11 protein-coding genes are annotated in these 13,433 nt (G+C 68.1%); 8 read left to right on the plus strand and 3 right to left on the minus strand.

The window, feature by feature from the left end:
• The 8 genes from BMY97_RS28815 to BMY97_RS28850 all read left to right on the plus strand — a co-directional run bounded on the left by BMY97_RS28815 (position 1) and on the right by BMY97_RS28850 (position 11,222).
• A complete protein-coding gene (locus BMY97_RS28815) occupies positions 1–2,079 on the plus strand; it encodes a TrbL/VirB6 family protein (RefSeq protein WP_091622427.1) in 2,079 nt (692 codons plus the stop codon).
• A complete protein-coding gene (locus tag BMY97_RS28820; protein WP_091622430.1) occupies positions 2,076–3,287 on the plus strand; it encodes a PrgI family protein in 1,212 nt (403 codons plus the stop codon). Before BMY97_RS28815 ends, BMY97_RS28820 begins: the two co-directional genes overlap by 4 nt.
• Positions 3,284–5,194: a VirB4 family type IV secretion system protein gene (locus BMY97_RS28825; protein WP_091622433.1), complete on the plus strand. Its 1,911-nt coding sequence runs from the start codon at positions 3,284–3,286 to the stop codon at positions 5,192–5,194. The genes BMY97_RS28820 and BMY97_RS28825 overlap by 4 nt, the downstream gene beginning before the upstream one ends.
• A 65-nt stretch (positions 5,195–5,259) precedes the next feature.
• Positions 5,260–5,529: a hypothetical protein gene (locus tag BMY97_RS28830; RefSeq protein ID WP_143086318.1), complete on the plus strand. Its 270-nt coding sequence runs from the start codon at positions 5,260–5,262 to the stop codon at positions 5,527–5,529.
• A gap of 121 nt (positions 5,530–5,650) precedes the next feature.
• Positions 5,651–6,493, plus strand: coding sequence for a GP88 family protein (locus BMY97_RS28835; RefSeq protein ID WP_091622438.1), 843 nt, complete (start codon positions 5,651–5,653; stop codon positions 6,491–6,493).
• Between the two features lie 56 nt (positions 6,494–6,549).
• The gene (locus BMY97_RS28840) at positions 6,550–9,090 is read left to right on the plus strand and encodes a DUF8128 domain-containing protein (RefSeq protein WP_091622440.1); all 2,541 of its coding nucleotides are present in this window, start codon (positions 6,550–6,552) and stop codon (positions 9,088–9,090) included.
• A gap of 127 nt (positions 9,091–9,217) precedes the next feature.
• Positions 9,218–10,261: a replication-relaxation family protein gene (locus tag BMY97_RS28845; protein ID WP_091622443.1), complete on the plus strand. Its 1,044-nt coding sequence runs from the start codon at positions 9,218–9,220 to the stop codon at positions 10,259–10,261.
• 4 nt (positions 10,262–10,265) lie between these two features.
• The gene (locus BMY97_RS28850) at positions 10,266–11,222 is read left to right on the plus strand and encodes a C40 family peptidase (RefSeq protein WP_091622445.1); all 957 of its coding nucleotides are present in this window, start codon (positions 10,266–10,268) and stop codon (positions 11,220–11,222) included.
• A gap of 28 nt (positions 11,223–11,250) precedes the next feature.
• Here the strand turns inward: BMY97_RS28850 and BMY97_RS28855 are convergent, their stop codons facing one another.
• The 3 genes from BMY97_RS28855 to dprA all read right to left on the minus strand — a co-directional run bounded on the left by BMY97_RS28855 (position 11,251) and on the right by dprA (position 13,380).
• The gene (locus BMY97_RS28855; protein ID WP_091622448.1) at positions 11,251–11,532 is read right to left on the minus strand and encodes a hypothetical protein; all 282 of its coding nucleotides are present in this window, start codon (positions 11,530–11,532) and stop codon (positions 11,251–11,253) included.
• Between the two features lie 184 nt (positions 11,533–11,716).
• Positions 11,717–12,505: a M48 family metallopeptidase gene (locus tag BMY97_RS28860; protein ID WP_091622450.1), complete on the minus strand. Its 789-nt coding sequence runs from the start codon at positions 12,503–12,505 to the stop codon at positions 11,717–11,719.
• Positions 12,502–13,380 (minus strand): DNA-processing protein DprA, encoded by an 879-nt coding sequence (gene dprA / locus BMY97_RS28865; RefSeq protein WP_091622453.1) that lies wholly within the window; start codon positions 13,378–13,380, stop codon positions 12,502–12,504. The genes BMY97_RS28860 and dprA overlap by 4 nt, the downstream gene beginning before the upstream one ends.
• Positions 13,381–13,433: the final 53 nt, after the last annotated feature.

Consider the following 13,433-nt stretch of genomic DNA (forward strand, 5'->3'; position numbering starts at 1 on the left):
ATGGCCGTCAGCACCCCGCCCACGGTTCGCCCGCACCGCCGGTCCGGCGGCCCGGTCGCGATCGCTGCCGCCGCGGACCGAGTGATGCTCTCCCCGGTCTCCGACGCCAGCGCCGACCGGCCGCCGATCGGTCGGCCGCGGCGCTGGCGCGCGGGCTGGCTGCTGGCGCTGAGCATCGTCGTGCTCCTGGTCGGTGTCCTCGCGGTCAGCGCGTGGGCCTCACCCGCCGCGCCGCAGCAGCCTCCGCCGCTGCCGATCCCGACCGTGGATCCCTGCCCTCCGGATTCACCGTTGCCGGTCTGCCAGTTGCCTGGCCCGACCACGACCAAGCCGCAGCCGACCCTCCTGCCGCTCCCGACCGGTGTACCTGCGCCGACGACATGCAGTTTCCCCGGCCAGATCGGCTGCACCTCGTCCGTCCCAACCACGACTCCGAGCAAGCCGTGCACGGGCGAGGACTGCATCCCGCAACCGACCACTCCACCGCCGGGCACTGGCCCGCAGCAACCGGGCGACGGCAACGGCGACAACAGTTCGGACTGCGGGATCACCGACATCGGCGCGTGCATCACCGAGGCCATCAACTCGGCGTTCCGCAGCGTCGTCGACGCCGCGCTCTCACCGATCCTGGACCTGATCGGGAACACCGCGCTGTCCACACCGGCGATCAGCGACCTGCCCGGCATCGGCGAGTTGTGGAACAACTCCTGGGAGCTCGTCCTCGCCCTCTACGGCTTCTTCATCCTCGGCGGCGGCATCCTGCTGATGGGCCACGAGAGCGTCCAAGCGCGCTACTCGATCAAGGAGATCGGGCCGCGGATCCCGATCGCATTTCTGGCCTCGGCGCTGTCGCTGTTCTTTGCCGACAAGTTCATCAAGCTGGCCAACGCCCTGACCTTGGGCGTGCTCGGCGACGGAGTGAACGCGCCTTCCCTGGGCAACACCCTTAAGGACGCCGTTCAGGGCATCCAGACCGGCGGGCTGTTCATCATCCTGGTCGGCCTGGTCCTCGTGGTCGTGGGTCTGGCTCTGCTGGTCGTCTACGTGGTCCGGATCGCCATCACCCTGGTCCTGATCATCAGCGGGCCGCTGTTCCTGATGTGCCATGCCTTGCCGCACACCGACCCGCTCGCGCGCTGGTGGTGGAAGGCCCTTACCGCGACCTTGGCCATCCAGTTCGCTCAAGCGCTGGTGCTAATCACCGCGGTGCGCACGTTCCTCTCCAGCGGCATGCACCTGTTCGGCTCAACGCTGTCCGCGCTGGGCACCCTCGTCGCCGCGATGGCCCTGTTCTTCATCCTGTTCAAGATCCCCTTCTGGCTCTTGAAGGCGGTCAAGGTCGGCTCCGGCCGCTCGTTCCTCGGCGGTCTTGTTCGCGCGTACGTCGCGGCGAAGACCTTCGGCATGGTCGCCGGCAAGGCTGGTGGTCTCGGCAAGGCCGGCGCTGCTGTCGGCTCGAAGTCCGGCGGCGGCGGGGGCGGCGGAGGTGGCCGCGGCGGAGGTGGCTCAGCGGACCCGCCATGGCCTGCACAGCCACGCCTCGCGCCGACTCCGGCGATGGTCAACAAGCGGCTCCAAGCGGCCCATGACGCCGAGCGCGCCCGCGCGGCCCGCCACTCGCGGCTGCCTTCGCAGGCACCGCAGTTCCTGCAGCCCTCACCCCAAGACACCACCCACGACCCCGCCGTCACTCCGGCGAACCAGGGACCAACCATGCCTCCCGAATTCAGCTCCGCACCCACGCCCGCCACACCGATGACACCGCCGCGACGAGGGCCGCGTCCCGGCTCGGCGCCGCAGTTCCAGGCCGCGGGTGGGCCACGTCGACGCGGCGCCGTTCCGCCGCCGGCCCGCCCGATCCGTGTCGCGTCGGTGCCATCGCAGCTGCGATTCCAGCCGGCCACGCCGCCCGCGCCGCAGCCCGCGAGTCCCGCCAAACCGGCGTCCACGCCCGCCGCGCCGGTGTTCCGGCAGGCGCACCCCGAGCCCCGCATTGGCGACGCCTACCGGCGGACGCAATCCGTTCCGCCGCCGGTGTTCCGTGCACCGAAGCCCGCCCCAGGAGGTGAAGGGAAATGAGTCAGCCGGTAAGAATTCCCGCCGACGTCGATCGCGAGGACCGCGTCATCGGTCCGCTGACCGCGCGGCAACTGCTCATCCTCGCCATCACCGGAATCGTGCTGTACGGGACGTACACGATCACCCGCCAGTTCGTCCCGGTCGCGGTGTTCCTGATCGTCGCCATCCCGATCGGGGCGACCGCCGCGGTCCTCGCGCTCGGTCAGCGCGACGGCATCACCCTCGACCGACTGGTCCTGGCAGCGCTAAAGCAGCGGCTGAGCCCGCAGCACCGGGTGGCCGCACCAGAAGGTATCCGGCCCGCTCCCGAGTGGCTCAACAACCAAGTCAACGCCACCAGCAAGGCCAGCACCAAAGGGAAGCAGAGCGCGGGGGCCGCGGCGTCGACGGTGTCGCCGGCCGCGTTACGGCTGCCCGCCGAAGCGGTCACCGAGACCGGTGTCATCGACCTCGGCAAGGACGGTGTCGCCGTGGTCGCGGTCTGCTCCACGATCAACTTCGCGCTCCGCACTCCAGCCGAGCAGGAGTCTCTGGTGGCCAGTTTCGGGCGGTATCTGCATTCCCTCACCGCACCCGTGCAGGTGCTGATTCGCGCGGAACGGCTGGACCTGTCCGGGCAAATCGCTGAGCTCCGCGAGCAGGCCGGCGGACTGCCACACCCGGCGCTGGAACGGGCGGCGCGCGAGCACGCCGATTACCTCGACCAGCTCGGTCGCGCCACCGATCTGCTGCGGCGCCAGGTGCTGCTGATCCTGCGCGAACCGCTGGTCACCGGTGGCCCGACCGACGGACTCGGCGGCGCCTCGCCGCTGGCCGTGCTGTCGGCACGGCGCAAGGCCACCAAGCAAGCCGGCCACGTCGACGACGCCACCCAGCGGGCCGCCGAAGCCCGACTGGTGCGCCGACTCGGCGAAGCGGTCGAGCTGCTCTCGCCCTCGGGGATCACGGTCGTCCCGCTCGATGCCGGGCAGGCCACCGCGGTGCTGGCCGCGGCCTGCAACCCGGACTCGCTGATCCCGCCGAGCGCCGGCCTGGCCGGGTCGGACGAGGTCATCACCACCGCCCCGGACGAGAGCTGGGACGAGACCGCGTTCGGCAAGTCCGTGTTCGCCACCGACGACGAGTTCGACGAGGCCGAGGACGCCTGGGACGACGACGCCGAGGACCCCGACGACTACAACAACTCCGCGGGGAGGTACCGCTCATGAAGACCAAGGACAAGCGCCGCCGCCAGAAGGCGCCGGCCACGCAGCCGCCGCTCGGGCGGGCCGGCGCGTTCACCCCGGACGCCATCTCCGTCCGCCCTCGCGCGCTGGAAGTCGGCGGCGAATGGGTCTCCTCGTTCGCGGTCGTGGGCTACCCGCGCGAGGTACACAACGGGTGGCTGCAGCCGCTGCTGACCTACCCCGGCCGGGTCGACGTCTCACTGCACATCGAGCCGATCGACCCCGTCACCGCGGCCAACCGACTCAAGAAGCAGCTGTCGAAACTGGAGTCCGGACGCCGGCACACCAGCGAGAAGGGACGGCTGCTCGACCCCGCCGTGGAGGCAGCCACCGAAGACGCCTACGACCTGTCCGCGCGGGTCGCCCGCGGTGAAGGCAAGTTGTACCGGATGGGCCTGTACCTGACGGTGCATGCCCCGACCGAGGAAGCCCTCGGCGACGAGGTCGCCGCGATCCGGTCGCTGGCAGCGTCGCTGCTGCTGGACTGCAAACCCACGACCTACCGCAGCCTGCAGGGCTGGATCACCAGTCTGCCGATGGGCCTCGATCTCGTGGGGATGAGGAGGACGTTCGACACCTCCGCGCTGTCCGCGGCGTTCCCGTTCACCAGCCCGGACCTGCCGCCGCCGGACCCGACCTCGGTCGGCGCACCGACCGGAGTGCTCTACGGCTTCAACGTCGGAAGCCAAGGACTCGTCCACCACGACCGGTTCGCGCTGGACAACCACAACTCGGTGATCCTCGGCCGCTCCGGCGCGGGCAAGTCCTACCTGGTGAAGCTGGAGTTGCTGCGCTCGCTGTACCGCGGGATCGAGATCCACGTCATCGACCCAGAGGACGAGTATGCCCGGCTGGCCGCCGCTGTCGGCGGCACCTACGTGCACCTCGGTGCCGAGCAGGTCCGCCTCAATCCGATGGACCTGCCGATCCACACCCGCCCCGACGGCCAGCGCACCGCGCCCCGCGACGCGCTGATCCGCAGGTCGCTGTTCCTGCACACCGTCATCTCGGTGCTCCTCGGCGCGGAGTTGGCGGCGACCGAACGCGCCGCGCTGGACCGGGCGATCACCGCGACCTACCAGCGCGTCGGAATCACCTCCGATCCGCGGACCTGGACCCGTCCTGCGCCGCTGCTGGCCGACCTCGCCGAGGTCCTCGCCGACACCGGTGACCCCGCCGGGGTCGAGCTCGCGGCACGGCTGCACCCCTACGTCACCGGCGCCTTCTCCGGGCTGTTCTCCGGCCCGACCACGACCCGCCCGGAGGGGCACCTGGTCGTGTTCTCGCTGCGGGATCTCGCCGACGAACTCAAGCCCATCGGCACCCTGCTGACGCTCGATGCGGTGTGGCGGCAGGTCTCCAACCCTGCCATCCGCAAACCCAGGCTGGTCGTCGTCGACGAAGCCTGGTTGTTGATGAAGGAACCCGCAGGAGCCGAGTTCCTGTTCCGGATGGCCAAGGCAAGCCGAAAGCAGTGGGCCGGCCTCACGGTGGCCACGCAGGACACCGCCGATGTGCTCGGCTCGGATCTGGGCAAGGCCGTCGTCGCGAACGCCGCGACGCAGATCCTGCTCCGGCAAGCCTCGCAGGCGATCGACGAGATCACCCGCACGTTCGATCTCTCGATGGGCGAGCGGCAGTTCCTGCTCTCCGCGGATCGGGGCCAGGGGCTCTTGTCGACCGGAACTCAGAGAGTGGCGTTCCAGTCCATCGCCTCACCGGTCGAACATCAGCTGGTCACGTCTAATCCCGCGGAAATCGCCGGATATTCCGACAACTCGTCAGGAATCGAAACCTCCTACGTCGAACTCGGCGCAGACGACGACGCGGAAATCGCAGACTCGTTCGACGACGGCGACGCGTCGCAAATCGAACTCGACGCCGCATAGAACGACATAAACCGATAACCCGCAACAAGGTAGCTCTATCAACACGCCTATTTGAGGAGTTAATCATGCAATCAAAACGAATGCAAAGTAGTTCATTATCCGGCCGACGTGCGCTGGCGCTCCTACTTCGCCTGGGAGTGTTCATCGTCCTGATCGCAGTTGTCGCGCACTGGCCGTTCCAGTCCCTTGTGGTCTATCTCGGCATTGTCGTCTTGGTGTCACTTGGTGTCGTCGTCGAGATCTGGGAACGCCGCCGAGACACCGGGGGTCTTGAGGTCGTGATCACGCTGCCACCCGATGAATATGTCGATCGCGACGCGACTGGATCACGCTGACTACGCGCGTCCGCTTCGCACGAAGTCGGAATCTCGAACTCGACTCCTCGTGGTCACATCGCGATCCACACTTTCTTGCACCAGATCCATCCAGCAGCGAAGCTCACTAAAGGGGAAAGTCATGACGGCAATTCAGCCTGATTCGGGAACTGCTCGGCGGCCTGCTCGGCTGCTCACCCAAAACAGCGAGATGAAGCAGATCGGCGTGTGGAATTGGTCTTTGCCCGCGTGGGCTGGCCGCCTGGCCGATGGCCGCACCTACAACACATGTCCGTCGGCCGGGGTTTGCGCACGGGCGTGCTACGCCCGGCACGGCACCTATACATGGCCAGTCGTGCGCGCCAAACACCAGGCGAACCTGATGTTTGTGCTCGACGACCTGCCCGGCTGGGAAACCGCCATGGTCGCCGAGCTGGGAGCACCCAGATTCCACGGCGCCTGGATCAGGATTCACGACGCGGGCGACTTCTTCAGCGACGCCTACTTGCGCGCGTGGCTACGCATTTGCCGTGCCCGCCCTGACGTGAATTTCTATGCGTACACAAAAGAAGTCGACAGGTTCCGTCGGCTCACAGAACCGAACGCGCCCGCAAATTTCCTGTGGGTCTACTCCTACGGCGGAACGCAGGATGCCGCCCTGAACCTGGCCACAGATCGGGTGGCCGATGTATTTCCCGACGAAGCGGCGATCGCCGCCGGCGGCTGGGCGTCGCAGGAAGCCAGCGATCTGCTCGCGGTGCTCGGCCCGCGACTCGTCGGTGTCCCAGCCAACCGGATTCCCGCCTACCTCAAGCGGCTGGCCGGCCGCCGGTTCTCCGAATGGCAGGCCGAGGTCGACGCCGAACGCGCCACCCGCCAAGGCCGCCGGCATCTGCATCTGGTCGTCGACAACACCCGCCCCGCCGTCGAGCCCGGCGAAGCCGCCCGCGCCTCGGGGCAGGTAGACCAGCCGCGGGCGGCCTGACCCGACCTGCCCAGTTCATACGCCTGTTCCGTTGCTGCCTTCGTGGGAGGTCCCCGATGTCCTCGTCGATCATCGCCGTACCCGTGTCCTCTATCGCCCAACCGCGCGCCGACCTTGCCGTGGGCGTGCTCGCCTCGCCGGTCGGTGACTATCTGCGCGACCCACTGGGCGCGTTCCAGAACGTGCTGGCCCACCTGCGTGACCTCGCGCTGGCCTGGGGCCCGATCGCTGGGCCGGTGCTCGCGGTCGTCATCACCACCGCGGTCGTCGCGCGGCGCCGGTGGCGTCGCCGCTACCACGAGAAGCTGGTCACCGACGCCCGGCTGATCACCGTGCTGGCGCCGCCGACAGTCGACCCGTCCGGGGCGATCACCGTGTGGTCCAACCTGGTCGGCTTGCTGCGGCCGGGTTGGCGGCGTCGGTTCAGTGGGCAGCCGCACCTCGGCTTCGAGCTCACGTTCACCGACGACGGCGTGCACATCCGGCTGTGGGTACCCGGCCTCGTGCCACCCGGCATGGTCGAGCGCGCCATCGAAGCGGCCTGGCCCGGCTCCCATACCCGCACCACCCCGGCCAAGCCGCCGATCCCGCTCGCCGCCGCGGCAGGCCGACAGGTCGAAGCTGTGGGCGGTGAGCTGCGGCTGGCGCGCTCGGAGGCGCTGCCTATCCGCACCGACCACCAGGCCGACCCGATCCGGGCGCTGCTCGGCGCGCCGGTCGGACTCGGCCCGCACGAGCGCGCCTGCGTGCAGATCCTCGTCCGCCCGGTCGCCGGTCACCGGGTGACCAAGGCCCGCCGGGCGGCCCGCCGGGTGCACGCAGGCGGCTCGGTGAACGTGGTCGGCCGACTGCTCGATGCCATCACGCCGGGCAAGAAGGCCAAGCCGTCGACCAGCACGCGGACGCCGCAGTTGGATCGGCAGACCAGCCTGGAGTACGCCGCCCAGGACCGGGCGGTCGTGGAGAAGCTGCGCGCCAACCAGTTCGAGACCCGCATCCGCTACGCCGTCGCCACCACCGTCCCCAACGACGCAACACCCGGCGAGATCCAGGCCGTGCGAGAGGTACTGAGGGGCCGCGGGCACGCGATCGCCTCCGCGTTCGCCGCGTACTCCGAGCACAACTACTACCGCCGGGTCCGGCTCCGCCACCCGGTCACCGTGCTGGCCGACCGCCGGCTCGGGAAGGGCGATCTGCTCTCGATCCCGGAACTGGCCGCGATCGCGCACCTGCCGATCGACGAAGCCGTGCCGGGCCTGCAGCGGGCCGGCGCGAAGGCTGTGCCGCCCCCGCCGGGCATCGCCACGACCGGTGACCTGATCAAGCCCCTCGGGTTGTCGGACTCCGGGCACTCCCGCCCGGTCGGCCTGCACGTCGCCGACGCCCGCCACCACCTGCACATCCTCGGCGCCACCGGCTCCGGCAAGAGCGAGCTGATGGCCCGGATGATCCTCAACGACGCCGAGGCCGGTCGTGCCGTGGTCGTGGTCGACCCGAAGGGCGACCTCATCTCGGACATCTTGATGCGGCTGCCCGAGGAACTCGGCGAGAAGGTCGTGCTGTTCGACGCCGACAGCAAGAGCCGCCCGCCGGTGCTCAATCCCCTGGAAGGAACGGACAAGAACCGCGCGGTCGACAACCTCGTGTCGATCTTCTCTCGGATCTACGCCTCCTCCTGGGGGCCGCGCACCGACGACATCCTGCGCGCCGGCCTGCTCACCCTGACCGCGATGCCCGGCACGCCGACCCTGAACGACCTACCCAAGCTGCTGACCGTGCCGGCATTCCGGCAACGGGCCTGCGACCAGATCGACGACGAGGTCCTCAAAGGCTTCTGGTCCTGGTACGACGACCTGTCCGACGCCTCACGCGCGCAGGTGATCGCCCCGCTGATGAACAAGGTCCGCGGGTTTCTCCTGCGCCCGTTCGTCCGCGCCGCCATTGCAGGCGGTGCATCCACAGTGGACATGGACGAGGTGCTCAACACGGGCGGCATCTGCCTCGTGCGGATCGCCCGCGATGCGCTGGGTATGGAAACCGCGCGGCTGGTCGGCTCAATTGTCGTCGCGCGTACTTGGCAGGCCGCTTCACGCCGAGCCCGCGTCCCCCAGCGTCAGCGCCGGGACGCCTCCTTGTACGTGGACGAATGCCACAACTTCTTGAATTTGGCCTATCCGTTGGAGGACATGCTCGCCGAAGCCCGTGGCTACCGGCTTTCCATGGCGTTAGCGCACCAGTACCTCGGGCAGCTACCGAAGGAGCTGGAAGAGGGCATCAGCACCAACGCCCGGTCGAAGATCTTCTTCAACGCCTCTCCGGAGGACGCAAAGAGGCTGGCACGGCACACCATGCCGCGGCTGAGTGATCACGACCTGTCCAACCTCGGCGTCTACCACGTCGCCGCCCGACTCGTCCTGGGTGGTGAGGAAGCACCGCCGTTCACGGCGGTCACCGAGAAACTCCGACCCGCGATTCCCGGACGCGCCAAGGCAATCCGCAAGGCAGCAAAGATCAACACGCGACCGCCTGTCGCCGACCCAGACAACACGACAGGGCGTTCTGGTCAGCCCACCGCAGACCCACGCCGAGCAGCGTAGCCCGTCAGTTCTTGTTATCCCGCAACGCATGCGGGGTCATCTCTCGCGCACATCGCGGCCCTTTGAGCCGGTCCTGCGCTTCTCGGGCCATTCCCAACTCCTGCCAACACCTGGGAGGTGCGTACCCATGATTTCGAATCCCACGCCCCAAAGGGCATTGCGCGGGCACATGCCGAAGCGTCCTACGCCACGCGCGGCCACGACCGGGGAGCACCACGCCCAGCTCGCCGGGCGGCTCACGCTTCGGGACCGATGGTTGGCCCGGATGCTCTACGAGCACAAGGTTCTCACCACCCAGCAGATCGTTGAACTCTGCTACCCGACCATGCGCGCGGCCAACCACAGGATGCTCGACCTGTTCAAGTGGCGCGTCGTCGACCGCTTCCAGCCGTTCGTCACCTCCGGCACCGCCCCGATGCACTACGTGCTCGACATCGCAGGCTCAGTCGCCCTGGCCTACGAGGACGGCCTCGATCCCAAGCAACTCGGCTACCGCCACGAAGACGCCATCGGCATCGCACACTCGCTGCGCCTGGCGCACACCGTTGGCATCAACGGGTTCTTCACCGCCCTCGTTGCGCTCAGCCAACGGCCCGGCGCACGCGGACGGCTGACCGCGTGGTGGTCCGAACTGCGCTGCGGCCGGCTCTTCGGAGACATGGTCCGCCCCGACGCCTACGGCCGCTGGCGCGAAGACGGGCACCAGATCGAGTTCTTCTTGGAATTCGACTTCGGCACCGAGGACCTCGGCAAGCTCGGCCGAAAGCTCCACGGCTACGAAAAGCTCGCCACCGAAACAGGAATCACCACGCCCGTTCTTCTTTGGCTGCCCACCAACCGTCGCGAGACCACCGCACGTCGGGCGCTCGCTGACGCGCTGTCCCAACTGGACCGCCCAGGGCTGGTGCCGGTGGCCACCAGCGCCGCGGACGTCGCGGGCGTGGGCGGAGAGAACAACCCCGCAGTTGGCCGGTGGCTCCCGGTCTCCGGCCCGTCATCGCGACGGCCCGGCCGTTTGCGACTCGTCGAGCTCGCCCAGCTCTGGCCCCACGTCGACCCGCCTGCCGCTGCGCCGTCCTCGACGTCGCTCCCGGTCCAGCAGGCGCCAGCGGAACTCGCAGCGCCGGACCCGATCCCGCCATCACCGCCCACCAGCCGTTTCCGGAGGTGACCCCATGAAGATCGCCATCGCCGCTGTCGCGGCCATCATCGCCATCCCCATGCTGATCGGCGGTATCGGGCAGGCCGTCGTCAAGGCCCTCTTCGGTAGCAGCAGCACCCAGCCTAGCCAGGAAGCACTCGCCGACATTCCCGGCAATTACCTCGCCCACTACCAGCAAGCCGTGACCGTGTGCCCCGGCCTGGACTGGTCGATCCTCGCAGCCATCGGCAAGATCGAAACCAACCACGGCCGATCGACCCTGCCAGGCGTCTCCAGCGGAGAAAATTTCGCTGGCGCAGGTGGGCCCATGCAGTTCCTACAGTCCACATTCGACGGTGTGACAGCTCGACACTCGTTGCCAGCAGGCGGATCTACACCGCCATCCCGATACAACCCACATGACGCTATCTACGCCGCGGCGTACTACCTCTGCGACTCTGGGGCACCAAAGGACATTCGCAAAGCGATCTTCGCGTACAACCACGCCGACTGGTACGTCAACGACGTTCTTGCGCAGGCGAAGAAATACGGCGATGCCATGGTCGGTACCGGCGACTGCAACAAGATCCAGGCTCCGAACCCCGCTGCCATCATGGCCATCAACTTCGCTTGCGGGCAACTCGGACTGCCCTACCAGTGGGGTGGGAACGGGCCGTCCAGCGGAGACAAGGGTTTCGACTGCTCAGGCTTGACCATGGCAGCCTACAACGCTGCCGGCATCGCATTGCCCCGGACGGCCCAGACGCAATACAACGCCGGCCCGCTGGTGTCAACCGGGGAGCCGCTGCTGCCCGGAGACCTTGTCTTCTACGGCACACCGGGCAACGTCCATCACGTCGGCTTGTATATCGGGGCCGGAAAGATGGTGCACGCGCCCGATTTTGGACAGCCGATTCAGACCAGCGGGTACCACTGGGGCGGCGATGACTATCTCGCGGCCAGTCGACCAGTTGCCGATTCTCGCGTCTAATTTGGACAGGTCTTGGTGGAAGCTGCGGTCACGAATCGTCGCTGCTGTCTCCTGCGAGCAGCTTGTACATGTTGCCGCGCGGCATGCCGACTTCCTTGGATATCCGCAGTCGCGGAATACCCGCGGCATCGGCGGCGAGAATGGCTTCGCGACGGTTGTCTCTAGCCTTGCGTTGCTTCGCGAGCAGGTCAGTGACCTTCTTCTCTAGTTCCTCCTGCTGGGCGCGAGCGGCGCGGAGCTTCTCCTTGACGTCTTCGACCTCGGCCCGCACGACACGAAGCCGAAGGACCTCCTCGGGATCCTCGCTCATCGGGAAGCCTCTCTTTCCGGGCGTTGTCCTGGCCGTGCACAACTAACGATCGAGATCCCTGCATGTCTATCACACATGTCTATCAGTCCCCCCGCTACGACACCTGCGGGTGCGCGGCGGGTCACCTCGGGGAACCGACCGAGGTGACCCGCCGTCTGTTGACGCGCGTGACGACGCCCGGTCGCTAAACGGCCGCTCCGGGCAGGCGGCAGTCCCCTAGCCAGCAATGACGGCCAACCTCGGCGAGTTCGAGCTGACGCTGGCGCCAGTCGGGCATCCACAGGTTCATGCGCCGTTGCCAAGCGGCCCCATGGGCCCGACCGCCCGGCCTGGTCGCGTGGGCCTGCTCGTGCACGAGCACGTACTCGGCGAGATGCACGGGCAGGCCGAATACCGCCCAGTGCAGAGCGGTGATGTGCTTCGGCTCGCCGCGGTACAGCCCCCAACGATGCCTGCCGAGGTCGCGTACCTCGTACCGAAGGCCCCCGATGCGGCCGTCCTGCTCGTACTGGCGTCCCTCGCGCTTTACCCAGTCGAGACCAACCTGTCGGTACCAACCGATGATCGCCTGGCGAACTTGCTCCGGTCGTTGCGCACGCGCGTACAGGATCCGGTCCGCCGTCGCAGCTGGCAGTTGCTCGATGCCTGCGGGCGGGGTGGCAACGAGTTGGAGCTGATACCGCTGTCCCAGCAGATCGAACTCGTCGCCATTGACGAGCTCTTTGACCGGGTGGTCGGGCGCCAGGCGTACGGCTAGGTCGACCTTCTCGGTGATCCAACGGCGTCGGCTTCGGACGAAACGCACGATCTGCTCCGGGTCCGCCAACGGCGGGACCAAGACAGCGACGGCACCGCCGGGCTTGACCTCGATGCCGACGCGGCGGCGCCGTGGACGGACTGCCACGTCGACTTGCCACTCATCAGGGAGCTGGAGAGTGGCCAAAGCCGTCTGATAGCGGTCAGGACTATTCATCGCAGTCCCTCCTGGTAGTTGATGTGCTCTACGGAGTTGGCCACCGTGGCAGCGCCGGTCCGCAGGAGCTCGTTGACGCCCTTCGACGGGGCGGAGTGGATCGGGCCAGGGACTCCGTAGACCCGCCGCCCGAGCTCGCCAGCGGCTCGGGCGACGGTAAGGGCGCCGCTGCGCTGGCCGGCTTCGGTGATCACGGTCGCTGCGGAGAGGGCAGCCAGCAGCCGGCACCGGGCGTGGAACCGGATGCGGGCTGGCGGCGTGCCGATCGGGTACTCACTGACCAGCAAGCCGCCCTGCTCGATCACTGTCTGATAGAGCCGTGCGTGCTGGTGCGGATGGGCCAGGTCGACACCATTGGCGAGCACGACGATCGTCCGGCCGTCAGCGGCCAGTGCGCCGCGGTGCGCCTCCTCGTCCACACCGAGGCCGCCGCCGCTGACGACAGTCACCCCGACGTGGGCGAGCTCGTAGCTGAGATCGGCGGCGACTGTGTTTCCGTATGCCGAGGAGGCACGTGCGCCCGTGACCGTGACGGCAAGGCTGGTGAGTTCGGCCAACGAGCCGCTGCCGCGCACCCAAAGCGCGAGCGGGACGCCGAGGCGGGCCAGACCGGTCAGCCGTCCGAGCGGCCAGTCGTCCCCTTCGGGGGTGAGCAGGTGCGCCGTGCCACTATCGAGGGCTCGCAGGTCGTCATCGATCCGGGCTTCGGGCCGCGTGATCTCGCTGAGTACGGCGGCGGGGGCGGTGCCGTGTCGGATCTGCGCGACGGCGTCGACCGGCCCGTGGACGGCGACGAAGTGGTGAATGGCGGCTGCGGGCGGTTCGGCCGCGTGCAGAAGAAACAGCCGGGCGCGCAGTTCGTCATGTGAAGGCATGGTTCAACTCCTCGATAGGTAGGGCTTGCTCAGGTCGATGGGTTTCGCGGGTG

The organism is Amycolatopsis saalfeldensis (assembly GCF_900110575.1).
Taxonomy (GTDB): domain Bacteria; phylum Actinomycetota; class Actinomycetes; order Mycobacteriales; family Pseudonocardiaceae; genus Amycolatopsis; species Amycolatopsis saalfeldensis.